The organism is Pseudonocardia sp. T1-2H (genome assembly GCF_038039215.1).
Taxonomy (GTDB): Bacteria; Actinomycetota; Actinomycetes; order Mycobacteriales; family Pseudonocardiaceae; genus Pseudonocardia.
Genome location: NZ_JBBPCL010000001.1, coordinates 3863718 through 3886143 on the forward strand (window position 1 = coordinate 3863718; position 22426 = coordinate 3886143).

At 73.8% G+C, this 22426-nt stretch carries 19 protein-coding genes and 1 pseudogene; 11 read left to right on the plus strand and 9 right to left on the minus strand.

The window, feature by feature from the left end; genetic code table 11:
- The first annotated feature begins 15 nt into the window (after positions 1-15).
- On the plus strand, positions 16-417 hold the full coding sequence (locus WBK50_RS19075; RefSeq protein WP_341336915.1) for a PPOX class F420-dependent oxidoreductase: 402 nt from the start codon (positions 16-18) through the stop codon (positions 415-417).
- A gap of 51 nt (positions 418-468) precedes the next feature.
- Positions 469-1119, plus strand: a complete 651-nt coding sequence (locus WBK50_RS19080) for a class II aldolase/adducin family protein (protein WP_341336916.1) — start codon at positions 469-471, stop codon at positions 1117-1119.
- A gap of 90 nt (positions 1120-1209) precedes the next feature.
- Here WBK50_RS19080 and WBK50_RS19085 read toward each other — a convergent pair whose 3' ends face one another.
- The 4 genes from WBK50_RS19085 to WBK50_RS19100 form a co-directional block, all read right to left on the minus strand.
- Entirely contained in the window at positions 1210-2364 is a 1155-nt protein-coding gene (locus WBK50_RS19085; protein ID WP_341336917.1) for a glycosyltransferase, read from the minus strand.
- 163 nt (positions 2365-2527) lie between these two features.
- Complete coding sequence (locus WBK50_RS19090) at positions 2528-3739, minus strand: cysteine desulfurase-like protein (protein WP_341336918.1); 1212 nt, start codon at positions 3737-3739, stop codon at positions 2528-2530.
- A 73-nt stretch (positions 3740-3812) separates the two neighbouring features.
- Entirely contained in the window at positions 3813-5114 is a 1302-nt protein-coding gene (locus WBK50_RS19095) for an MFS transporter (protein WP_341336919.1), read from the minus strand.
- A 38-nt stretch (positions 5115-5152) separates the two neighbouring features.
- The gene (locus WBK50_RS19100; RefSeq protein ID WP_341339441.1) at positions 5153-6625 is read right to left on the minus strand and encodes a sensor histidine kinase; all 1473 of its coding nucleotides are present in this window, start codon (positions 6623-6625) and stop codon (positions 5153-5155) included.
- On the opposite strand from WBK50_RS19100, the pseudogene WBK50_RS19105 reads away from it, so the two are divergent.
- Positions 6563-8095 (plus strand): annotated as a pseudogene (locus tag WBK50_RS19105) (carboxyl transferase domain-containing protein); the annotation flags it as partial. The gene WBK50_RS19100 and the pseudogene WBK50_RS19105 overlap by 63 nt on opposite strands.
- Positions 8096-8407: 312 nt before the next feature.
- On the opposite strand, the gene WBK50_RS19110 reads toward WBK50_RS19105, so the two are convergent.
- The gene (locus tag WBK50_RS19110) at positions 8408-10471 is read right to left on the minus strand and encodes an aminodeoxychorismate synthase component I (protein ID WP_341336920.1); all 2064 of its coding nucleotides are present in this window, start codon (positions 10469-10471) and stop codon (positions 8408-8410) included.
- A 186-nt stretch (positions 10472-10657) separates the two neighbouring features.
- On the opposite strand from WBK50_RS19110, the gene WBK50_RS19115 reads away from it, so the two are divergent.
- Positions 10658-11887, plus strand: a complete 1230-nt coding sequence (locus WBK50_RS19115; protein ID WP_341336921.1) for a L,D-transpeptidase — start codon at positions 10658-10660, stop codon at positions 11885-11887.
- A 13-nt stretch (positions 11888-11900) separates the two neighbouring features.
- Here WBK50_RS19115 and WBK50_RS19120 read toward each other — a convergent pair whose 3' ends face one another.
- Positions 11901-13460 carry an acyl--CoA ligase family protein gene (locus WBK50_RS19120; RefSeq protein WP_341339442.1) on the minus strand — a complete coding sequence of 520 codons (1560 nt, stop codon included), beginning with the start codon at positions 13458-13460 and terminating at the stop codon, positions 11901-11903.
- A gap of 185 nt (positions 13461-13645) precedes the next feature.
- On the opposite strand from WBK50_RS19120, the gene WBK50_RS19125 reads away from it, so the two are divergent.
- Positions 13646-14932, plus strand: a complete 1287-nt coding sequence (locus WBK50_RS19125; protein ID WP_341336922.1) for an acyl-CoA dehydrogenase family protein — start codon at positions 13646-13648, stop codon at positions 14930-14932.
- An 83-nt stretch (positions 14933-15015) separates the two neighbouring features.
- On the opposite strand, the gene WBK50_RS19130 is transcribed toward WBK50_RS19125, so the two are convergent.
- A complete protein-coding gene (locus WBK50_RS19130) occupies positions 15016-15183 on the minus strand; it encodes a hypothetical protein (RefSeq protein ID WP_341336923.1) in 168 nt (55 codons plus the stop codon).
- 18 nt (positions 15184-15201) lie between these two features.
- Here WBK50_RS19130 and WBK50_RS19135 point away from each other — a divergent pair, with 18 nt between their 5' ends.
- A complete protein-coding gene (locus WBK50_RS19135) occupies positions 15202-15960 on the plus strand; it encodes a hypothetical protein (protein WP_341336924.1) in 759 nt (252 codons plus the stop codon).
- Here the strand turns inward: WBK50_RS19135 and WBK50_RS19140 are convergent.
- Entirely contained in the window at positions 15903-16478 is a 576-nt protein-coding gene (locus WBK50_RS19140) for a MarR family winged helix-turn-helix transcriptional regulator (protein ID WP_341336925.1), read from the minus strand. The genes WBK50_RS19135 and WBK50_RS19140 overlap by 58 nt on opposite strands.
- A 25-nt stretch (positions 16479-16503) precedes the next feature.
- Entirely contained in the window at positions 16504-17286 is a 783-nt protein-coding gene (locus tag WBK50_RS19145; protein ID WP_341336926.1) for an enoyl-CoA hydratase-related protein, read from the minus strand.
- 23 nt (positions 17287-17309) lie between these two features.
- Between WBK50_RS19145 and WBK50_RS19150 the strand changes: the two genes are divergently transcribed.
- The 5 genes from WBK50_RS19150 to WBK50_RS19170 all read left to right on the plus strand — a co-directional run bounded on the left by WBK50_RS19150 (position 17310) and on the right by WBK50_RS19170 (position 22369).
- Positions 17310-18233, plus strand: a complete 924-nt coding sequence (locus WBK50_RS19150) for an LLM class F420-dependent oxidoreductase (protein WP_341336927.1) — start codon at positions 17310-17312, stop codon at positions 18231-18233.
- 100 nt (positions 18234-18333) lie between these two features.
- On the plus strand, positions 18334-19455 hold the full coding sequence (locus tag WBK50_RS19155) for an MBL fold metallo-hydrolase (RefSeq protein ID WP_341336928.1): 1122 nt from the start codon (positions 18334-18336) through the stop codon (positions 19453-19455).
- 288 nt (positions 19456-19743) lie between these two features.
- The gene (locus tag WBK50_RS19160) at positions 19744-20088 is read left to right on the plus strand and encodes a histone-like nucleoid-structuring protein Lsr2 (protein ID WP_341336929.1); all 345 of its coding nucleotides are present in this window, start codon (positions 19744-19746) and stop codon (positions 20086-20088) included.
- Positions 20089-20503: 415 nt separating this feature from the next.
- Positions 20504-20725 (plus strand): hypothetical protein, encoded by a 222-nt coding sequence (locus WBK50_RS19165; protein ID WP_341336930.1) that lies wholly within the window; start codon positions 20504-20506, stop codon positions 20723-20725.
- A 105-nt stretch (positions 20726-20830) separates the two neighbouring features.
- Positions 20831-22369: an acyl-CoA synthetase gene (locus WBK50_RS19170; RefSeq protein WP_341336931.1), complete on the plus strand. Its 1539-nt coding sequence runs from the start codon at positions 20831-20833 to the stop codon at positions 22367-22369.
- The last annotated feature ends 57 nt before the right edge of the window (positions 22370-22426 follow it).

A 22426-nucleotide genomic window follows, 5' to 3' on the forward strand; every position in this document is an offset into this window, starting at 1 on the left:
CCGTAACGTCCGGCCATGGCCACCCCACCACCGCTTCCCGGCCCGATGCTCGAGCTCCTGCGCCGGGCCAGCCCCTGCTACCTGGCGACCGTCATGCCGGACGGCTCCCCGCAGCTCACCCAGACCTGGGTGGACACGGACGGCACGCACATCCTGATCAACTCTGTCCGCGGCCACCAGAAGATCCGCAACATCGAGCGGGACCCCCGGGTGGCGGTGAACGTGTCCGATCCGGACGACCCCGCCCGGTACTTCGGGATTCGCGGCCGGGTCGTCGACGTCACCACCGAGGGTGCGGCCGAGCACATCGAGTCCCTGGCGCAGCGCTACCTCGGCGGCCCCTACCCCTGGTACGGCGGCCGGAACGAGACGCGGCTGCTCCTGCGCATCGAGGCGGACTCGGTCCTCGCGATGTAGCCGTGCCGGGGCGGCACCCGATCCAGGAGTACCCACCGGCAGACTGGCGCCATGCTGCTGGCCGACGAGCGGGCGTCGATCGTCGGGTACTGCCGCCGGATGGACGCCGACGGGCTCACCGTAGGGACGTCGGGGAACCTGAGCGTGCGGGTCGGCGACCTCATCGCGGTGACGCCCAGCGGCGTCGACTACGCGGCGCTCACCCCGCCGGACGTGTGCGTGCTCGACCTCGACGGCGGCCCGGTCGACGCGCGGCGCGAGCCCTCGTCGGAGGTGCCCATGCACCTGGCGGTGTACCGGGGGACGGACGCCCGGGCCGTCGTCCACACGCATCCGCTCCACGCCACGGCGCTGTCCACGCTGCTCGACGAGCTGCCGCCGATCCACTACCTCGTCGGGCTGCTCGGCGGGCCGGTCCGGGTGGCGCCCTACGCCACCTACGGTTCCGCCGAGCTGGCCGAGGCGAGCGTGCGCGCGCTCGAGGGCCGGTCCGCGGTGCTGCTGCGCAACCACGGCGCCACGACGTACGGCGCCACGCTCGCGGAGGCGTACACCCGCACGACCTACCTGGAGTGGCTCTGCCGGCTCCACCACCAGGCGTCGCTCCTCGGCACGCCGAGCCTGATCCCGCCCGACGAGCTCGAACGCGTCATCGCGAAGCTGCGGACCTACGGGCAGCGTCCGCCGGAATCCGGGGAGTGACCACCACGACCTTCGTCCTCGTGCACGGATTTCGCACGTCCGCTTCCAGCTGCACCCGGACGAGTCGGTGATCATCGACGGGCTCGCACGCTAGGTCGCCAGACCCTCGACTGCTCCGACGACGACCTCCGCCCCGGGCAGCGCCGCGGCCTCGTCCGCGAGGGTCCGGGCGGCGCCGGCGAAGGCGGGTTCGCGCAGCACCCGCAGGGTCGCGGCGCCGATCTCCGCGGGCGTCGCCGTCAGCGGGTCGAGGACGAGCCCGGTCCCGAGGTCCGTGACCCGTCCGGCGTTGCGGTCCTGGTCCGCGCCCATCGGCAGCACCACCACCGGGACGCCGTGGGCGAGCGCGCCGATCACCGTCCCGGAACCGCCGTGCGACACCACCGCCGCGCAGTGCGGCAACACCCGGGCCTGCGGGACGAACGACGCGACGTGGACGTGCGGCGGCTGCGGCCCGATCTCCGACGGGTGGACGTGCCGGCCCACGGTGAGCAGGACGTTCACCGGGAGCGCGGCGAGCCCCGCGGCGAGCCTGGAGAAGAGGTCGCCGGACTCGGTGTCGAAGATCGTGCCGAGGGTGGCGTAGACGATCGGGGCACCGGGCCGGGCGACCGGCCAGGGCGGCGGGGCGCTGCCGGCCGCCCCGGCGGGGCACACGCCCGGCGGCCGGATCGACACGGCACCCGGCGGCAGCGGGTGCGCCGGGTCCCGGAACCCCCGCGGGAACGGCGCGACGACGAGGTCGCGCGCCGGCATCGCCAGCCCCGGGTCGGGCGGCAGCCCGAACCCGTGCCGCAGCACGTCGAGGGCCGGGGCGACCACCTCCGGCCGTACGAACGACCCCGCGGCCGTGACCAGCACCGTCGCGTGCCGGACCCCGAACCGCTCCGCGGCGACCATCGCGCCGAAGTCGATCTCGTCGCACAGCAGGACGTCCGGCACCCAGTAGCGGCACAGGGCGAACACGTCCGCGCCCCGGCGACGGGCGGTGCGGCCGGCGAAGCCGCGGCGCAGCGAGTCGTCCTCCCGGTCGGCGTCGTACGCGAGCAGCGGGAAGCGCTTCCCGGCGTCCCCCAGGTCCTCGCCCGTGGCGAGGAAGGGGAACCCGGCGTCGAGCACCGCCTGCCCCATCGACGGCTGCCCGGTCACCAGCAGCGAGTGCCCGGCCGCGGAGAGCGCACGGGCGACCGGCAGCAGCGGCTCCAGATGGCCACGACCGCCGACGAAGGACACGAGCACCCGCACATGCCGATCATGTCGCGGATCGCGAACCCGCGGGGCGAAGACGCTCCTCCTGCAGCGCTCCGCCGGATCTTCCCCGCGTCGTCCCGCAACGGCTCGGCCGCGAACTCCACCGTCCGCGGGACCTTGGAGGGGGCGAGCCGGGTGCGGAGGTACGCCGCCGGCGTCAGAGACCGACGAAGTCCCCCAGGGCGCGCAGCAGGCGGTCGACGTCGTCGTCGTTCGTGTAGGGGGCCAGCCCGATCCGCAGCGAGCCCGTGTCGCCCAGGCCGAGGCGGCGCGACGCCTCCAGCGCGTAGAACGAGCCCGCCGGGGCGTTGACGTTGCGCTGGGCCAGGTAGCGGTAGGCCTTCTGCGGGTCCCCGTCCGGGAACTCGACGAGCAGGGTCGGCGTCCGGTGCGCCGCCCGGGACCGGACGACGACGCCCGGAAGCTGCGCGAGCCCCGCCTCGATCCGGGCGAGCAACGGCGTCTCGTGCTCCTCCACGGCCGTCATGCCGGCCACGATCCGCTCCCGGCGCGGGGCGTCCTCACTGCCCTTGCCGCTCAGGTCCGCGAGGAAGCCGACGGCCGCGGTCGTCCCCGCGAGCAGCTCGTACGGCAGAGTGCCCAGCTCGAAGCGCTCCGGCACGTCGTCCGTGGACGGCGCGAGCTTGGCCGGCCGCAACCCCTCGAGCAGCTCCGGATGGGCGGCGAGGACCCCGCAGTGCGGGCCGAGGAACTTGTAGGGCGAGCAGGCGAAGAAGTCCGCGCCCAGCTCCGCGACGTCGACGGGCACGTGCGCGGTGAGGTGCACGCCGTCGACGAACGCCAGCGCCCCGGCCGCCCGCGCCAGCCGGGTGATCTCCGCGACCGGGGGCCGCGTCCCCAGGATGTTCGACGACCCGGTGACGGCCACCAGCTTCGTGCGCGACGACAGCACGGCGGCGACGTGGTCCGCCGTGAGCTCCGCGGTCTCCGGATCGAACTCGGCCCAGCGGACGGTTGCGCCGGAGATCTCCGCGGCGAGCAGCCAGGGCCGGATGTTGGCGTCGTGGTCCAGGCTCGTGACGACGACCTCGTCCCCCGGCCCCCAGGTCGCGGCGAGGGCCCGGGCGAGGTCGTAGGTCAGCTGGGTCATACTGCGGCCGAACACGATCCCGCGGGAGTCCGCGTTCAGCAGGTCCCCCATGGCGGCGCGCGCCCGGAGCACGATCCCGTCCGCGTGCCGCTCCGCCGCCGTGACGCGGCCCCGGTTGGCCAGCGGGGCCAGCAGCGTCGCCGCCACGGCCTCGGCGACGGCGTCCGGCACCTGGGAACCGCCGGGGCCGTCGAAGTGGGCCGCCCCCGCGGCGAGGGCGGGGAACCGGGACCGGAGCGTCGCGACGTCGTAGCTCATCCCCCTATCGTGCAGCGTCGCCGGTCGTGCGCGGAACTCCTCGCCCTGGCAACGAGGAACGCGCACGGGCGCGTCAGCGCAGGACGGTGCCCTTCGTCTCCGGCAGGGTGAGGATCGTCAGGAACGCGATGACCGCCCCGCCCGCGACGTACCAGAAGAACGCCTGCGACGCCCCGGCCTCGGACAACGCCTGGATGACCAGCGGTGCCGTGCCGCCGAACACCGCGACCGTGAGGTTGTACCAGGCCCCGATGCCCAGCCCGCGCACCTCGGTGGGGAAGAGCTCGCTCATGATCGCCGGGGCGATGGACGTCATCGCCGTGTAGAGCGCGAGCCCGACGCCGAACACCACGAGCAGGTTGCCGAACCCGGGGCCGATCAGCGAGGAGAGCGGCACGATCAGGACCGCGGTCGCCGCGGACCAGACCAGCAGCTGAGGCTTGCGGCCGAACCTGTCCGACAGCGCGCCCATCGGGTACTGCAGGAGCACGAACAGCGCGGTCGCGATCGACAGCGCCAGGAACACGTCGCCCGCGTCCGCACCCCGGGACTTCACCGCGAACGGCGTCAGCGCGGAGAAGAACGTGTAGTAGCAGAGCGTCGAGAGCAGCGTGAACCCGACGAGCTGCGCGACGGCCTTGGGGTGCTCGCGCAGCGTGATGAGCAGCGGGTTCTTCAGCTCCTGCGCCTTCTTCTTGTTCTCCTCGAACTGCTCGGTCTCGGGGATCGTCCGGCGCAGCCACAGGCCGAAGAAGCCGAGCAGCCCACCGACCAGGAACGGGATCCGCCAGCCCCATGACGCGAGCTGGCCCTGGTCGAGGACCCCGGTGAGCAGCGCGCCGAGCAGCGAGGCGAGCAGCACGGCCGTGCCCGTGGAGATGTAGAAGAACGACGAGTAGCGCCCGCGCCGGCTCGGCGGAGCGACCTCCCCGAGGTAGGCCGAGGCGTTCGAGACCTCACCGCCCAGCGACATGCCCTGCGCGATCCTGGCCAGCACCAGCAGGATCGGCGCCAGCCAGCCGACCATCTCGAAGGTCGGCAGGATCGCGATCACCAACGATCCGCCGGCCATCAGCGTGATGGTCAGGAACATGGCCGTCCGGCGTCCGTGCAGGTCGGCGAACCGGCCGAGCAGGAAACCGCCGAGCGGGCGGAAGAAGAAGGCCAGCGCGTACGTGGCGAAGGTGCTCAGCAGGGCGAGCGCCTCGTTGCCGGCCGGGAAGATCTGCGTCGCGAAGTAGATCGAGAACGTCGCGTAGATCGTCCAGTCGTACCACTCGATGGCGTTGCCGATGGAGGCCGCGACCAGCATGCGCACCGGCAACCGGTGCTTCCTCCCGCCGGTCGTGGTCGTCTTCGCCGACTGTTCGGTCATACCTGCTCCCCCGCGACGGCAACCGGATTCCCGGGAGGTTAGCCGCGAACCACGGCCTCGTCACCCGGAAGGATGACCGGCTCCTGCGGTACGGCCCCGGCCGGGAGCCGAACCGTGAACACCGTCCGCCCGGGCGCGCTGCGCACCGTGATCGACCCGCCGTGCGCCGCCGCCACCGCCTCGACGATCGCCAGCCCGAGCCCGGTGCTCGCGGTCTCGTTCGCGGCGCGGGTCCGGGACGCCTCGCCCCGCGCGAACCGCTCGAAGACGTGCGGGAGCAGGTCCGCGGGGACGCCGGGCCCGGTGTCCGCGACGGTCAGCCGCACCTCGCCCCCGCGGACGGCCAGGACCGCGGTGACCTCCGTGCCCTCCGGGGTGTGCGTGCGGGCGTTGGCCAGCAGGTTCGTCAGGACCTGGGTCAGCCGGGCCCCGTCGCCGACGACCGTCACCGGCTCGTCCGGCACGCTGAGCCGCCAGCGGTGCCGCGGGCCGGCCGCGCTCGCGTCGGACACCGCGTCGACGACGATCCGGGTGAGGTCGACGGGGAGCCGCTCCAGCGGGCGGCCGGCGTCGAGCCGGGCGAGCAGCAGCAGGTTCTCCACCAGCGCACTCATCCTCAACGACTGCGCGGAGATGCGCTGCAACGAGTACGCGGCACCCGGGGGCAGCGCCGGGTCGCGGCCGCTCAGCTCGGCGTACCCGCGGATCGCGGCGAGCGGGGTACGCAACTCGTGGCTCGCGTCCGCGACGAACTGCCGCAGCTGCGTCTCGCTGGCGTGCCGGGCCTCCAGGGCGGCCGCGACGTTGTCCAGCATCCGGTTGAGCGCCACCCCGACCTGCCCGACCTCGGTCCGCGGGTCCGTGTCGAGGGCCGGCACCCGCTCGACGAGCTCGACGTCCCCGCTGTCCAGCCGCAGGTCCGACACCCGCGCCGCGGTGGCCGCCACCCGCTCCAGCGGCCGCAGCTCGCGGCGCACCGCGACGGCGCCGGCCACGCCGGCGACGAGCAGCGCCACCGCGAGCACCACGCCCTCCGCGAGCACCAGCAGCCCGAGCAGGTGATCGACGCCCGCCTGTGGCAGGCCGATGACCAGCACCGATCCGTCCCGGTCCAGGGTCGCGACGAGGCGGTAGGTGCCGAGGTCCCCGAGGTCCTCGCTGACCGGCCGCGCGCCCGGCAGGACCGCGGCGAGGGTCGCGTGGAGGTCACCGGGGACGGTCGAGGTGGCACCGCCGCGGTCGCTCACCACGGCGTCGGTGACGCTCCCCGCCACGACGACGGCGCCGACCGTCCGCGGCGCCTGGGCCGGACCGAGGAAGTCCGTGCCGCCGTCCGGCTGCTCCTCGTGCGGGAGCCCGAGCGGAGGTGCCGATCCGTGGTCCTGCTGCATGCCGACGAAGCGGCCGCGCGCGGAGGCGAGGTCGTCGTCGAGCTGGTCGATCAGGAAATGCCGCAGGGCGACCGCGGTGGCGATGCCGACGACGGCGCACACCGCGGCGAGCAGCAGCATGACGGACGCGACGAGCCGCGCGCGCAGCGACCGCGGGCCCCTGCCCGCGACCGTCCTCGCCCGCCGTCCGCCCGCCACGGGTCGAGGGTGCGGCCCGGGGGTGTGGGCGGTCTGGGACATCCCTGTGAGTCGGCTGTCAGTGCTCCGGCGTGGCACGGTGATCACGTGCCCGCACCTCGCTCGCGCCTCCTGCTCGACACCGTCCTCGACGGCGGCTCGTTCTGCTCCTGGGACAGCACGCCCGCGCCCGTTCCGCTGATCTCGGACACGCCCGCCTACCGCGCCGAGCTCGCCGCCGCGCACGAGCGCAGCGGCGTCGACGAGGCGGTGGTGACCGGCGAGGGCCGCATCGACGGCCGCCGGGTCGCGGTGGTGTGCAGCGAGTTCGCGTTCCTCGCGGGCTCGATCGGCGTCGCGACGGCCGAGCGGCTGATCGGCGCGATCGAGCGGGCCACCGCGGAGCGGCTGCCGCTGCTCGCCGCGACGGCGTCCGGGGGGACCCGGATGCAGGAGGGTGCGCTCGCGTTCCTCCGGATGGCGGCGATCTCCGCCGCGGTCACCGCCCACCGGGCCGCGGGCCTGGCCTACCTCGTCTACCTGCGGCATCCGACCACGGGCGGGGTCTTCGCCTCCTGGGGCTCGCTCGGCCACGTCACCGTCGCCGAGCCCGGCGCGCTCGTCGGCTTCCTCGGGCCGAAGGTCTACTCGGCGCTGCACGGCCAGGCCTTCCCGGACGGCGTGCAGACCGCGGAGAACCTGCACCGGCACGGTCTCGTCGACGCGGTGCTGCCCGCGAACCGGCTCGCGGGCGTCACGGCGCGGGTGCTGGCCATGCTCGACCCGGTCGACCCGATGGTGCCGCCGCCCGGTCCTCCGTCCCGGGCCGAACCTGCGGACCCGGACGCGGACGCCTGGACGTCGATCACGATCTCCAGGCGGCCGGAGCGGCCCGGCGTGCGGGACCTGCTGCGCCTCGCGGCCTCGGACGTCATCCCGCTGGCGGGGACCGGCGAGGGCGAGGCCGGGACGGGGATGCTGCTGGCGCTGGTGCGGTTCGGGAGCGTCGCCTGCGTGCTGATCGGCCAGGACCGCCGCGCCCAGGCCCGCTCCCCGCTCGGTCCCGGCGCGCTGCGGACGGCGCGGCGCGGGATGCGGCTGGCCGGGGAGCTGGGCCTGCCGCTGGTCTCGGTGATCGACACGACGGGGGCGTCCCTGTCCGTCGAGGCGGAGGAGGGCGGACTGGCCGGGGAGATCGCCCGCTGCCTCGGCGACCTCACCGAGCTCTCGGTGCCGACGGTCTCGGTGCTGCTCGGGCAGGGCACCGGCGGCGCCGCGCTGGCCCTGCTGCCGACGGACCGGGTCGTCGCCGCGCGGCACGGCTGGCTCACCCCGCTCCCGCCGGAGGGCGCCAGCACGATCGTCCACGGCACGCCGGACAAGGCCGCGGACGTCGCGGCGTCCCAGCACGTCCGCAGCGTCGACCTGTTCCGGGCGGGGGCGGTGGACACGATCGTCGACGAGCTTCCCGGACGCCGCGGGCGAACCGGAGGCCTTCACCGGGCGAGTGGCCGCCACGATCGAGACGGAGCTGCGGGCGCTCCTCCCGCTGTCCCCCATGGACCGCCTGGTCCGGCGACGGCGGCGCTACCGGACCCTCGGCCTGCGCTGACGGACACGCGGTCGCGGCGACATCGCCCGGCTCGTCGAGCAACGCCGGATTCGCGCGTCGAGGCCCCGGACCGCCGAGCGTCGAGTGGCTCCGGGGGCGTCGAGGCCCGGAGGTCAGCGGTCGTCGGCGTCCAGGGCGGCGGCGATCGCGACCGTCACCGGGTCCGGCCCGGCCCACCGGGCGAGCGGCGTGCCGTCGACGTCGCGGAGCTCCCGCACCCACTGCACCCCGCGCAGGGCGTTCGTCAGGAACACCCCGTCCGCCCCGGCCAGCTCCCCGAGCGCGACGACGGCGGGTCGTGCGTCCGGCCGCTCGTCCAGCACGGCCTGGCGCGCGGTCCCGGGGAGGATCCGGCCGTCCAGCGGCGGGGTCCGGACCAGCCCGTCCCGCACCTCGAAGACGGACGAGCGGGTGGACTCGAGGGCCAGCCCGGCGTCGTCGACGAGCAGGGGTGTCTCCTCCTCACCCACCGCGGCCTCGTGCGCGTCCAGCCAGCCCCGGTCCACGAGCTTGTGCCGCTCACCAGCGGTCTCCGTACACACCCGCAGCACCAGGCCGGGCTGCGCGGCGAGCGGGACGGGCGCGAAGGGAGCGACGGTCACGCGCACGTGGTCCGGTGCGCCGGGGCGCGCGACGACCCGCATCCGAGCGGCGGTCCTCATGGGCCCCGAGGCCAGGGCCTCTGCCACCGCCGCCTCGACGTCGGCGCTCAGCCGCACCCCGTACGCCTCCCAGTACGAGCGCCGCAGCCGCCCGACGTGGTCCGCCGACCGCCGCACGCGGCCGTCGCGGACCAGGATCGTCTCGAAGATCCCCCCGGCCGGGTCCGCCGCGCGTGCCACCGGAGCCGCGGGAACGGCCGCGCCGAGGACCCCCAGGACCGGGGCCGCCTTGGTGAGGCACTCCGCCCACTCCTCGGCGGGCGTCGAGTCGACCGTGACCCCGCCGCCGACGCCGAGCCGGGCCCGGCCGTCCGGGGTGAGCTCCAGCGTCCGGATCGCCACCGCCAGCTCCAGGCCGGCCAGCGGGCTCAGGTACCCCAGCGCCCCGGTGAAGAGCCCGCGCGGCACCGCCTCCAGCTCCTCGATCAGCTCGACCGCCCGGATCTTCGGCGTCCCCGTCACCGAGCCGGGCGGGAAGGCCGCGCGCAGCAGGTCCCCGTCGTCCCGGCCGTCGGCGAGGACGCCGCGGACCTCCGAGACGAGGTGCCAGACCCCCGCATGCGGTTCGACGGCGAGCAGCCGCGGCACCGTGACCGTGCCCGTCGCGCAGACCCGGGCGAGGTCGTTGCGCATCAGGTCGACGATCATCACGTTCTCCGCGGCGTCCTTCGCCGACGCCGCCAGGCGGGCGCGTTCGCGCTGGTCCGCGGCGCCGGTGCGGGGCCGGGTGCCCTTGATCGGCGCCGTCCGGACGACCCGGCCCTCCCGGTGCAGGAACAGCTCCGGGCTCGCGCTCACCGCCGTCCCGGCCGGGTCCGCGACGAATCCCGCCCGGGCCGGCCCGTACGCCTCGACCAACCGGGCCCAGGCGTCGTGCGCCGAGCCGGTGAACCGCGCGTCGAGCTGCGTGGCGATGTTGACCTGGTAGATCTCACCGCGGCGGATGGCGCGCACGGCCTCCTCGACGGCGATGACGTGCGCGGTCCGGCCCGCGGGTCCGATCCCCTCTGGCCCGATGCCGTGGAGCCGGGCCGGGACCGGCGACGACGGCCGGTGCAGGTCCGCGACGACCGCGGCACGGCGCTCGGCGGCCCTCTCGGCCGAGATCCCGTACGGGCCGGGCCCGAGCAGGGCCTCGTACCACCAGGCGGCGCCGTCGAACCGGAGGACGTCCGGGTACCAGGCGAGGCTGTGCCGCGGGAACGGTGCCGCCCGCCCCGGGAAGGACAGGTAGCCGAACCACCCCCCGCCCACCAGCGCATCGCCGGGCTCGGGCGCCGGGACCGCCGGCAGGAACGGGTCCGCGGGCCCGGCGAGCGGAGCCGGGTCGCACGTCACGAGCCCGCCCCGGGACCACGCCCCGGACCACGCCGTCACCCGCTCCCGCCCCGCCAGCCGGCGGACCGCCTCGGCCACCCCGACCTCCGCGGGCACGTCGAGCGGGATCGCGCAGGTCCGGAGCGCGGAGGCCGGCACTTCGGAGACGGGGAGTCCGGAGGCGGGGGCCGCGGTCACCCGGACATCATCCCCGCCGACGACGGCCACGCATCAGGGGTGTGTCGAGTGCTCCGTTCGGCGTATACCTCTGTCGGCCGAACAGGCGGATCATGGAGTCGTTAGTCAATCGAGACCGCGGGGGCGAAACACGGCGCGACGTGCACCGATAGTCACGGCGAGTGACGCATGACAAGAGGGGGAAGCGTGCAGTCCGTGCACACGAGCGTGCTCCGGCGGGTCCTCGCCGGGGCGGTCGCGCTGGGGACGGTGGCGGCACTGGCCGTCGGCTGTGCGACGGCCTCGGCCCGCTCCCCGCGAGACCCCGCCACTGCGGGGACGCAGCAGGTCGCGCCCGCCCCGGAGGCGATCATCCCCGTCGTCAGCGTCCAGCCCGCCGCGGACACGGAGGACTTCGGCCCGGCCTCGCCGGTCAGCGCGTCCACCACCGCCGGTTCGCTGCGTGACGTCGCCCTCACCTCCTCGAGGGGCACCTCGGTCGCCGGGGCGCTCTCGGCGGACGGCCGGCAGTGGACCGCGACGGAGCCGCTGGGCTACGGCACGGACTACACCTGGAGCGGCTCCGCGGTCGCCCCGGACGGCAGCGCCACCCCGCTGGCCGGCTCGTTCTCCACCGTGAGCCCGGCGAGGACCGTCCGCGCGTCGACGAACATCGGCGACGGCGCCACGGTCGGCGTCGCCGCCCCGATCGAGATCGCCTTCGACCGGGACCTGTCGGACGAGGCCAAGGCCGAGGTCGAGCGCACCCTCACGGTGACGACGTCGGTGCCGGTCGAGGGCGCGTGGGCCTGGCTGCCCGACGGTCCGGACGGCTCCCGCGTGCATTACCGACCCAAGGAGTACTGGCCGGCGAACACGCAGGTCGGCGTGGCCGCGAAGATCTACGGACACGACCTGGGCAGGGCCGGGTACGGCAAGGCGGACGTCGAAAGGACCTTCACGATCGGCCGCAGCCAGATCGTCAGGGCGGACGAGGACAGCCACCACCTCGTCGTGATCCGGGACGGCCAGGAGGTGATGAACCTGCCCGCGAGCTACGGCATGGAGTCGGACCCGAACCGCGTCACCCGCAGCGGCGTGCACATCGTGATGGCGAAGTCCGAGAAGGTGCTCATGTCCAACCCGGCCTACGGGTACGAGGACGTGCCGGAGTACTGGGCGGTCCGGATCTCCAACAACGGCGAGTTCATCCACGCCAACCCCGCGTCGGCCTCGGCGCAGGGCCGGCGGAACATCTCACACGGCTGCATCAACCTGTCCACGGCGGACGCGAAGGCCTACTTCGCCACCGCGCTGTACGGGGACCCGGTGGAGGTCACCGGGAGCAGCGTGCCGCTCTCCGCCCAGGACGGCGACGTCTACGACTGGACCATCCCCTGGGACCAGTGGAAGGCGATGTCGAAGCTCGCCGCCTGATCCTCCCGCCGGATCATTGGATCCGGCGTTCGGTTCCCGCCCAGGCCTTGTCCCGGAGCACGAACTTCTGGATCTTGCCGGTGGAAGTCCTGGGGAGCTCGCCGAACGTGACCGTCCTGGGCGCCTTGAACCGCGCCAGCCGGCCCTTCACGTGCTCGACGATCTCCTCCTCGGTCACGCTCGCCCCCTCCTGCAGGGTCACGTACGCGGCCGGGACCTCCCCCCACCGCTCGTCCGGGACGGCGATCACGGCCGCCTCCAGCACGGCGGGGTGGTCCATGATCGCCTGCTCCACCTCCACCGAGGCGATGTTCTCCCCACCCGAGATGATCACGTCCTTGGCGCGGTCGCGGAGCTCCACATAGCCGTCCGGGTGCACCACGCCGATGTCCCCGGTCCGGAACCAGCCGTCCGGCGCGGCGGCGGCCGTCGCCTCCGGGTCCTTGAGGTAGCCGAGCATGACGTTGTTGCCGCGCAACGCGATCTGCCCGGTCGTCGCGCCGTCCGCGGGGACGTCGGCGCCGTCCTCGCCGATCACCCGCGGCGTGAACGCGATCATGTTCCCGACGCCCTGCCGCGCCTTGAGCCGCGACTGCGCGTCCTGGTCCAGGCCGTTCCACTCCGGCCTCCAGTCGCAGATCATCGCCGGGCCGAACGTCTCGGTCAGCCCGTAGAGGTGCGTGACGTCGAACCCCAGCTCGTCCATCCGCCGCAGAATGGCGGGCGAGGGCGGGGCCCCGCCCGTGGCGATCCGCACGACGTGGCCGTCGGGCAGCGGCGAGGCCTCCTTCGCGTACGCCAGCATGCTCAGCACCGTCGGTGCGCCATTGAGGTGCGTGACGCCCTCCTCGCGGATCAGCCGCCACACCTGCGCCGGGTCGACCTTCGGCAGGCACACGTGGGTCGCCGCCGCCGCCGTCACCGCCCAGGGGAAGCACCAGCCGTTGCAGTGGAACATCGGCAACGTCCAGAGGTGGACCGCCGACGGCGAGAGCCCGGTGTGCCCGACCATCGCCAGGGCCTGCAGGTAGGCGCCGCGGTGGTGGTACATGACGCCCTTGGGACGGCCGGTGGTCCCGGACGTGTAGTTGATCGAGAGCAGCGACCGCTCGTCCGTCGGGGTGATCGCCGTCGGCTCGGCGCCCGCGATCAGCGCCTCGTACTCCGCCCCGGCGCGGATCCGCACCGGCGGCGCGCCGAGCTGCGCGAACGCGGTGTCCACCAGCTCGTCGAAGGCCGGGTCGTGGACCAGCACGGCCGCCTCGGAGTGCTCGAGGATGTAGGCGACCTCCCTCGCGGAGAGCCGCGTGTTCACCGCGACCAGCGGGACACCCGCCCACGGCACGCCGTAGTTCGCCTCCAGCAGGACGTGCGTGTTCGGCGCCAGCACCGCCACCGGCCGACCCGCCGCCAGCGGTTCGAGCGCGCCCGCCAGCCGCCGGCACCGCTCGCGCAGTTCCGCATACGTCCAGCGCTCGGCGCCGTCGATCACCGCCGTCCGGTCCCCGTGCGCGGCCGCGGCGCGGTCCAGGTACGAGACCGGGGTCAGGGGCTCGAACGACAGGGCGGACAGGAGATCGGTGGCGTCGGTGCTCACGTCCGCAGCTTCCCGGTGCCGCCCGGCCCGCGCAACGGGGGAGCGCCGGCTCACGATCCGCCCGACTTTTAATGCGACTGCACTACTGTCGCCGGCACATGCATCGGGTGCAGGATGGGCCCGGAGCTCAGGAGCGCGACGACAGCGGAGGTGCGGACACGATGGCGTGGGACTTCTCCACCGAACCGGAGTTCGAGAAGCAGTTGCAGTGGATGCAGGAGTTCGTCCGCGAGGAGATCTTCCCGCTGGAGACCCTGGACATCGACCGCGAGACGTTCGGGCGCATCACCGCCCCGCTCAAGGAGAAGGTGAAGGAGAGGGGCCTGTGGGCCTCCCACCTGCCTCCGGAGCTCGGCGGCGGCGGGTTCGGGCAGGTCAAGCTCGGCCTGATGCACGAGATCCTCGGGCAGTGCCGGTACGCGCCGGGCATCTTCGGCAACCAGGCGCCGGACTCGGGCAACGCCGAGCTGCTGGCGATCGGCGGCTCGCCGGAGCAGAAGGAACAGTGGATGCACCCGCTGCTGCGCGGCGAGCTGCGCAGCTGCTTCTCCATGACCGAGCCCGGCGCCGGCGCCGACCCGACGCTGCTGACCACGCGCGCCGTCCTCGAGGGCGACGAGTACGTCATCAACGGGCACAAGTGGTTCTCGTCCAACGCCTCCGCGGCGGACTTCCTCATCGTCATGGCCGTGACGGATCCCGACGTCTCGCCGTACCAGGGCTCGTCGATGATCATCGTTCCGGTGGACACACCCGGCGTGGACATCGTCCGGGACATCCCGGTGATGGAGCACTCGTTCGTGCAGCCCCGCCTCGAGGGTGGGCACGCGGAGATCCTCTACCGGGACGTGCGGGTGCCGAGGAGCAACCTCGTCGGCAACCCGGGCGACGGCTTCAAGCTCGCCCAGCAGCGCCTCGGCCCGGGCCGTATCCACCACGCGATGCGCTGGCTCGGCCAGTCGAAGCGCGCCTTCGACATGCTCTGCGAGCGGGCCGTCAGCCGGCACACGCACGGCTCGGTGCTGGCGGACAAGCAGATGATCCAGGAAATGGTCGCGATGTCGGCGGCGGAGATGAAGGCCGCGCGGCTGCTCACCCTGCAGGCCGCGTGGACGATGGACCAGGTCGGCGCGTCGAACGCCCGGGTCGAGATCGGCATGATCAAGTACTGGGGCGCGAAGGTCCTCCACGACGTGATCGACCGCGCGATCCAGGTGCACGGCTCGCTGGGCTTCTCCGGCGACCTGCCACTCGAGTCGATGTACCGGGCCGCCCGCGCCGCCCGGATCTACGACGGCCCGGACGAGGTGCACAAGGCCACGGTCGCGAAGCGGATCCTGCGCGGCTACACCCCGACCGAGGTCCCGACCGAGCACGTCCCGACCCGCACCGCGGCGGCCCGGAAGAAGTTCGCCCAGTACCTGGAGCTGGCGACCGCCAACGCGTAGCCCGCATTATGGAGCCACAACGCGCGTTTTCGGGCCGGGAAAACCGCATTGTGGCTCCATGACGCCGGTTTTCGGTGGGCGCGTCACGACTGGCCGGGGTTCGTCCCGGCGACGCGTTCGTGGAGGCGGGCGCGGATCTCGTCCGGGGTGTAGGTGCGGCGTCTGCGTTCGGCTCGCGCCGCGACCACGCCCGTCGCCGCGACGCCGGCCAGGCCGGCGAGGCCCAGCGCCTTCCAGAGGGTGATCCGCACCGCCCTAGGCTAGCGGTCGTGCCCCGCACCACGATCACGCTGGACCAGGCGCTCGACCTGACCCGCACGGGCGACGTCTGGCTCTTTCGCGGCCGCAGCGGTGCGGACCGGGCGATCCGCAGTCTGACGAACGCGCCGGTCAACCACGTCGGCATGGCGATCGTGGTCGACGACCTCCCGCCGCTGATGTGGCACGCGGAGCTCGGCCGGGCCCTGCCGGACCTCTGGGCGGGCCGCCACCACCGCGGCGTGCAGCTGCACGACCTGCGTGAGGCCGTCCTGCAGTGGGGTCACCGCTACGGCCAGCGCGCCTGGCTGCGCCAGCTCGAGGGCGAGGTCACCCGCGAGATGGAGGACGCCGCGCTCCGCACGGTCGCCCGTCTCGACGGCACGCCGTTCCCCTCCACCGCGCGCCTGGCCGGACGCTGGCTGCGCGGCCGGGCGCCGCAGGCCCAGGACGCGCTCACCCGGTTCCGCCGGACCGGGGGCACGCTCGTGGGGAAGGTGCGCGGGCTCGTCGGCGGGGAGCGGGAGGTCCGGGAGGCACCCGGCACCGGGACCGGCGCGGGCGAGGCGTTCTCGGCGCTGTCGACCGCGTACTGCGCGGAGGTCGTCGCCGTCACCTACGAGGAGATGCGGCTGCTGCCCGACGGAAACCGGCCCAACTGGTACGACCCCGGCCGGTTCTGGAGCGGCGACGAGCTGTTCCTCGCCCCCGGCTACTCCCTCGGCGGGGAGATCGCCGTCGCGCTCCCCCCACTGCGTCCGGAGGCGTGACCGGAAGACGACCCCGGCCCGCCGCCGGGGGTGCCCCGGAACAGGTCCTGTTCGGACTCACGGTGGCGGCCGAGCATCTCCGTCGTCCGGGCCAGGAACCGCAGGACGACGTCCAGCTCGGCGTTCGAGAAATCGGCGAGTATCGCGTCCATCCGGTCCCCGAGCGGGCCGAAGAACTGCCGGCCGATCGCCGCCGCCGTGTCGCCGCACCGCAGGGTGACGCGCCGGCGGTCCGGGTCCTCCCGGGTGCGCAGGACGTGCCCGAACCGTTCGAGCCGGTCGACGACGGCGGTGGTCGCGCCCGAGGAGAGGCCCAGCTGCGCGCCGAGCCGGCCCGGGGTCAGCGGCGAACCCTCGAGGTCCGCCTGCAGTACCGCGAGCATCGCGTTCAGGTCCGTCGGGTGCAGCCCGTGCCGCTCGGCGAAGACCTGCCCCACGAGGACCGACTCCGACGCGTACCCCTGCAGCAGCTGCACCAGCTCGTCCCGACGGCCGCCCCGGGCCGGCTCGTCCCCCATGATCGGAGCCTAGCTCCGGTCCCCCTCAGCGGCCCGACCAGCGCGGCGGCCGTTTCTGCAGGAACGCGTCGACGCCCTCCTGCCGGTCCGCGGACGCCATGATCGTCTCGGTCGCCGTGGCCGTCGCGGCCCAGCCCCGCTCGTCCGGCTCGCCGACCACGGCCTCCAGCGCCCGCAGTGAGGCGGACACCGCCACCGGCGCGTTGGCGCAGACCTGCTCGGCCAGCGCGACCGCCGCGGACTCGGCCTCGCCGGCGTCGACCAGCTCGTTGACCAGCCCGAGACCGTACGCGCGCTCGGCGCCCAACGGCTGCCCGGTCAGCAGCATCTGCTTGGCGACGTTGAGCGGCAGCGGCCGCGGGGTCCGGAAGAGCGCGCCGCAGTTGGCGATCAGCCCGCGGGCGACCTCCGGCAGCGCGAACCGCGCGTCCCGGCCGGCGACGACGAGGTCGCAGGCCAGCACGATCTCGAACCCGCCGCCGTAGGCGACGCCCTCGACCGCCGCGATCAGCGGAGTGGTGCGCTCCCGGCGGACGACACCGTAGTTCCCGCCGCGCTCGGTCGGGGTCCCGGCGCCGTTCGCGAGGTCCGTCCCGGCGCAGAACGCCGCCGGGCCGCCGGTGAGGACGCCGCACCAGAGGTCCGGGTCGTCGTCGAGCTCGTTGAGGGCCGCGTCGAGACCCGCGGTCATGGCCGCGTCGACGGCGTTGCGCTTGTCCGCGCGGTCCATGTGGATCAGCAGGACGCGCCCGCGGCGCTCCGTGATGACCCGCGGCGGCGTCACGGGCGCGGAGAGGGAGGTGCTCACAGGGTCACCGTAGGGTCCGGAGCGTGACTGACACAGGTGACACGACCGTCAAATTCAGTCTGCCGCCGATCGGCGTGTGGACCGGGGCGCTGGACACCGTCCCCGCCTCGCGGGCTCGCGAGCTGGCCGCCGAGCTGGAGTCCTTGGGTTACGGCGCGCTCTGGATCCCCGAGGTCGCCGGCCGGGACCCCTTGGTCCACCTGTCGTTCCTGCTCTCCGCCACCGAGCGGCTGATCGGGGCGACGGGCATCGCGAACATCTGGGCGCGGGACGCCGTCGCCACCTCCTGCGCGACGAAGGCGCTCACCGAGGCGTTCCCCGAGCGGGTGCTGATCGGCCTGGGCGTGAGCCACGAGAACCTGGTCGGCGGGCTGCGCGGGCACGATTACGCCAAGCCGCTGACCGCGATGCGCGAGTACCTCGACGGGATCGAGGGCGCGCCGTACACCGCGCAGCGCCCGGCCACGCCGGCCCGCTACGTGCTCGCCGCGCTGCGCCCCAAGATGCTCGGCCTCGCCGGCGAGCGGACCCAGGGTGCCCACCCGTACTTCGTGACGCCCGAGCACACGGCCCGCGCGCGGGAGACCCTCGGCACCGGCCCGCTGCTGTGCCCGGAGCAGGCCGTGGTGCTGGAGACGGACCCGGAGAAGGCACGCGCCATCGGCCGCACCTACACCCGGACCTACCTGGCGCAGCCGAACTACGTGAACAACATCAGGACCCTCGGGTTCACCGAGGAGGACCTCGCGCCGGAGGGCGGTTCGGACGCCTTCGTCGACGCGCTGGTGGCGTGGGGTGACGTGGACACGGTCGTCGCCCGGGTCGAGGAGCACCTGGACGCGGGCGCCGACCACGTCGCGGTGCAGGCGCTGCCCGCCGAGAAGCGCGGGCTGCCGGACGCCCAGTGGCGCGAGCTGGCCGCGCCCCTCGCCGCCCTCCGCGGCTGACGCCGCCCGTGCGCGGAAACCGTCGTCCCGGCGACGGTTTCCGCGCACGAGCACCGGAGGCGTCCCCGGCGCCGGAGATGCGCAACCATAAGCTCCCCCTGTGCCCCCCCGCCTGATCGCCAGCTCCCTCCTCACCTTTGGGGTCCTCGCCGGAGCGACGGTCCTGGGCCGGGCGGCGCGCGGCCTTCCCAGGTCCCTCGGCGCCGGATCGAACGCCCTGCTCACGGCGGCCGTCCGCTCCCCGCACGCCCGGGACGGGGTGTTCGCCAACACCGAGCCCGGGTCCGTCCTCGCCGAGGCGAGCCCGTGGACGATCCTGCGCCTCCTGCTCACCCGCGGGGACTCCGGACGCCCGTCCGGCCCGGTGCCGCTGGCGCCCGCCCTGCCCCACGACGCGGACGCGGCCGAGCTGGCGGTGACCTGGTTCGGCCACTCGACCGTCCTGCTCGAGATCGACGGCTGCCGCGTGCTGGCGGACCCCGTCTGGGGCGAGCGCGTCTCCCCCTCCCCCGTCTTCGGGCCGAAGCGCCTGCACCCGACGCCGGCGCCACTGGACGAGCTGCCGCCCGTCGACGTCGTGCTGATCTCGCACGACCACTACGACCACCTCGACCTGCCGACGGTCACCGCGATCGCCGCGGACCCGAAGCACGCGGCGGCGCGGTTCGTCGTCCCGCTGGGGATCGGCGCCCACCTGCGTTCGTGGGGCGTCCCGGACGAGCGGATCACCGAGCTGGACTGGGACGGCGCGACGCGCGTGGCCGGGCTGACCCTGACCTGCGCCGAGGCGCGGCACTTCTCCGGGCGGAGCCTGCGCCGCAACACGACGCAGTGGTCGTCCTGGGCGATCGCCGGCCCGCGGCATCGCGTGTACTTCGGCGGCGACACCGGCTATACGGCCGCCTTCGCCCGTGCGGGTGAACGACTCGGACCGTTCGACCTCACGGTCCTGCCGATCGGCGCCTACGCCGAGGTCTGGCCCGACGTCCACATGAATCCCGAGGAATCGGTCGCCGCGCACCGGGATCTGCGGGGTGGAGTGCTGCTGCCGGTGCACTGGGCCACGTTCAATCTCGGTTTCCACGCCTGGGCCGAACCCGTCGACCGGTTGCGCCTCACCGCGGAAAAGGCGGGAATCCCGCTCGCGCTGCCCCTTCCCGGCCAGCGAATCGATCTCGCCGATCCTCCCGCGGTCCACGACTGGTGGTCTCCGGTCGCCTGATCGGCGCGTTCCGGTCGCCGCACGGATCGTTTCCCTCATTCCCGCCCGTTTCCGCAGGTCGAAGGCCGCGTCCCGGCAACGTGCGGAGTGTGGGCCGAACAACATCCCGGGAACCTGCCCACCCCAATCGACATTCGCGGTACTCGTCGTTTATTCTCTGGACGGAAAGCACGACCCCAGGATTGAATCAACGCAGCATCGGCGATCCCACCGCGAACAGCCCCCACCGGCCTCGGCCGGGGTTCCGGCGTACCCGGATCGGCGAACACGTATCGAGAGGCGACGGAAGTGGCGAAGCAGACGACGGTGACCCTGATCGACGACCTCGACGGTGGCGAGGCGGACGAGCAGCTCGAATTCTCCGTCGACGGCAAGGCGTACGAGATCGACCTGTCCGCGAAGAACGCCGAGGCCCTGCGCGACGCGCTCGCCCCGTACATCTCCGCGGCCAGGCGCGTTGCGGGCGGCGGCCGCCGTGGTTCCGCTTCCTCGTCCGCACCCGCGAGCCGGCCGGTTTCCGACCGCCAGCAGAACCAGTCGATCCGGGAATGGGCCGTCGCCCAGGGGATGAAGATCTCCGAGCGCGGCCGTATCCCGTCGAATGTGCTCGAGTCCTACCACGCGGCGCACTGACGCGGAATCGCCGGCCCGCGGCCCTGCCGCGGGTCGGCGCAACGTGGCCGGGAGTGCAATCACCGGACGTTCCCGGTGGATCATGAGAACATGACCCACCGGGAATCGAGACCGGGTCGCAACAATGGCTCGCACAGGCCCGGTAATGCAGCGCGGGCCGGAATGGCGCGGGGCCCGGTCGCGAATCGCCACGAACCGCCGCGATTCCCCACTTGTCGCAGCCGGCCGGCCACCGGGCGTCATCGAATCGCTGTCGACACGCCCTTACGCGACGAACGGTCCCTCCGGCCCGGTGAGAATCGTCGCACCCCACCGTGGGACCCGGACACGGGGCGCACGCACTACCGTGGCGCGCTCCACCGGTGGCGGCTCCTCCCGGAACCGCCGCCGATCCCCGAGTGGAAGGCACGACCCCTTGACCGACGCACCACGGCAGCAGGACCCGCGGCCCCCCACCCGCGCGGCCCACCCGCAGTACGGCACCTGCTCGTACTGCCACCGGCTCAAGCACGTCGCCCCGGACGGCCTCGTCCGGCTGCACAACCGCTACGAGGCCCACGGCACCGTCGTCACCACGCTGCGCTGCGCCGGATCCGGCGCGCCCTACGCCGAGATCCCGCAGCAGCGCCCCGCCTGAGCCCCGCCCGGGCCGTGGCCGGGTGGGCGGTCGAGGTCACCTCCGCCCACGTCGGGCCCGGTGGCAGGATCGGTCGTGGCCCGCCCGCAGACGAGAGGACCCCCGATGTTCCCCGGCACGCACGCCGCGACGACCCCGGACAAACCCGCAGTGGTGATGGCGGGCTCCGGCGAGACGCTGACGTTCCGCGAGCTGGAGGACGGTTCGGTCCGGCTCGCCCGGTACCTGTACGACGCCGGTCTGCGCCGCGGGGACGTCGTCGCGCTCGTCGCGGACAACTCCCCCCGCGTCTTCGAGGTCTACTGGGCCGCGCAGCGTTCCGGCCTCTACATCACCGCGGTCAACCACCACCTGTCCGCGCCCGAGGCGGCCTACATCGTGCGGGACTGCGGCGCCGGGGCGCTGATCGTGTCCGCCGGTGTGGCCGGGCTGGCCGCGGCGGTCGGGGACCAGGTCGACGTGCCGGTCCGGCTGTCCTACGGCGGCGCGATCCCCGGGTCGACGGCCTACACGGACTACGACACCGCCCTGGCAGGTATCCCCGCCGAGCCGCTCGCGGAGCAGCCGCGCGGCGCGGACATGCTGTACTCCTCCGGCACCACCGGCCGTCCGAAGGGCATCAAGCCGTCCCTGCCCGAGCGGCGGATCGACGAGCCCGGGGACACCTACATCGCGCTGTTCGGCCCGATGTACGGCTTCGACGACGACTCCGTCTACCTCTCCCCCGCCCCGCTCTACCACGCGGCCCCGCTGCGGTTCAGCGCCACGGTGCAGGCCCTGGGCGGCACCGCGGTGATCATGGAGCGGTTCGATCCGGAGGGCGCCCTCGCCGCGATCGAGAAGTTCCGGGTCACGCACAGCCAGTGGGTGCCGACCATGTTCGTCCGCCTGCTCAAGCTGCCCGAGGCCGTGCGCAGCCGGTACGACGTGTCCTCGCTGAAGGTCGCGATCCACGCCGCTGCGCCGTGCCCGCCCGAGGTCAAGCAGGCGATGATCGACTGGTGGGGCCCGGTGCTGCACGAGTACTACTCGTCGACCGAGGCCAACGGCATCACCTTCATCGACTCCGCGCAGTGGCTGGAGCGGCCAGGCTCGGTGGGGCGCGCCGGGCTCGGCGTCCTGCACGTCACGGACGACGAGGGCAAGGAGCTCGAGACCGGCGAGGTCGGCACCGTGTACTTCGAGCGGGACGAGCGGCCGTTCGAGTACCACAACGACCCGGACCGGACGGCCGCCGCGCAGCACCCCGAGCACGAGAACTGGACCACCACCGGTGACCTGGGCTTCGTGGACACCGACGGCTACCTCTTCCTCACCGACCGCAAGGCCTTCATGATCATCTCCGGCGGGGTGAACATCTATCCGCGGGAGATCGAGGACGTGCTGGTGGGCCACCCGTCGGTGCTCGACGTCGCGGTCATCGGCGTGCCGGACGACGAGATGGGCGAGGCCGTCAAGGCGGTCGTGCAACCGGCGCCCGGGGTCGAGGGCGGACCGGCGCTGGAGAAGGAGCTCATCGAGTACGTCCGGGGGCAGATCGCGCACTTCAAGGCGCCCCGGACCGTGGACTTCACGGACTTCCTGCCCAGGACCCCGACCGGCAAGCTCGTCAAGCAGCAGTTGCGGGACCGCTACCCCCACTGACCCCTGGCCTCTGCCGCGTCGCGGCTCCACAACGCGAGTTTCGGGCCTACTCGGACG

Coding starts and splice junctions, on each gene's coding strand:
- WBK50_RS19080 (WP_341336916.1), top strand. CDS start 469: ATGCTGCTGGCCGACGAGCGGGCGTCGATCGTCGGGTACTGCCGCCGG.
- WBK50_RS19075 (WP_341336915.1), top strand. CDS start 16: ATGGCCACCCCACCACCGCTTCCCGGCCCGATGCTCGAGCTCCTGCGC.
- WBK50_RS19170 (WP_341336931.1), top strand. CDS start 20,831: ATGTTCCCCGGCACGCACGCCGCGACGACCCCGGACAAACCCGCAGTG.
- WBK50_RS19095 (WP_341336919.1), bottom strand. CDS start 5,114: ATGACCGAACAGTCGGCGAAGACGACCACGACCGGCGGGAGGAAGCAC.
- WBK50_RS19125 (WP_341336922.1), top strand. CDS start 13,646: ATGGCGTGGGACTTCTCCACCGAACCGGAGTTCGAGAAGCAGTTGCAG.
- WBK50_RS19140 (WP_341336925.1), bottom strand. CDS start 16,478: ATGGGGGACGAGCCGGCCCGGGGCGGCCGTCGGGACGAGCTGGTGCAG.
- WBK50_RS19090 (WP_341336918.1), bottom strand. CDS start 3,739: ATGAGCTACGACGTCGCGACGCTCCGGTCCCGGTTCCCCGCCCTCGCC.
- WBK50_RS19100 (WP_341339441.1), bottom strand. CDS start 6,625: ATGCTGCTGCTCGCCGCGGTGTGCGCCGTCGTCGGCATCGCCACCGCG.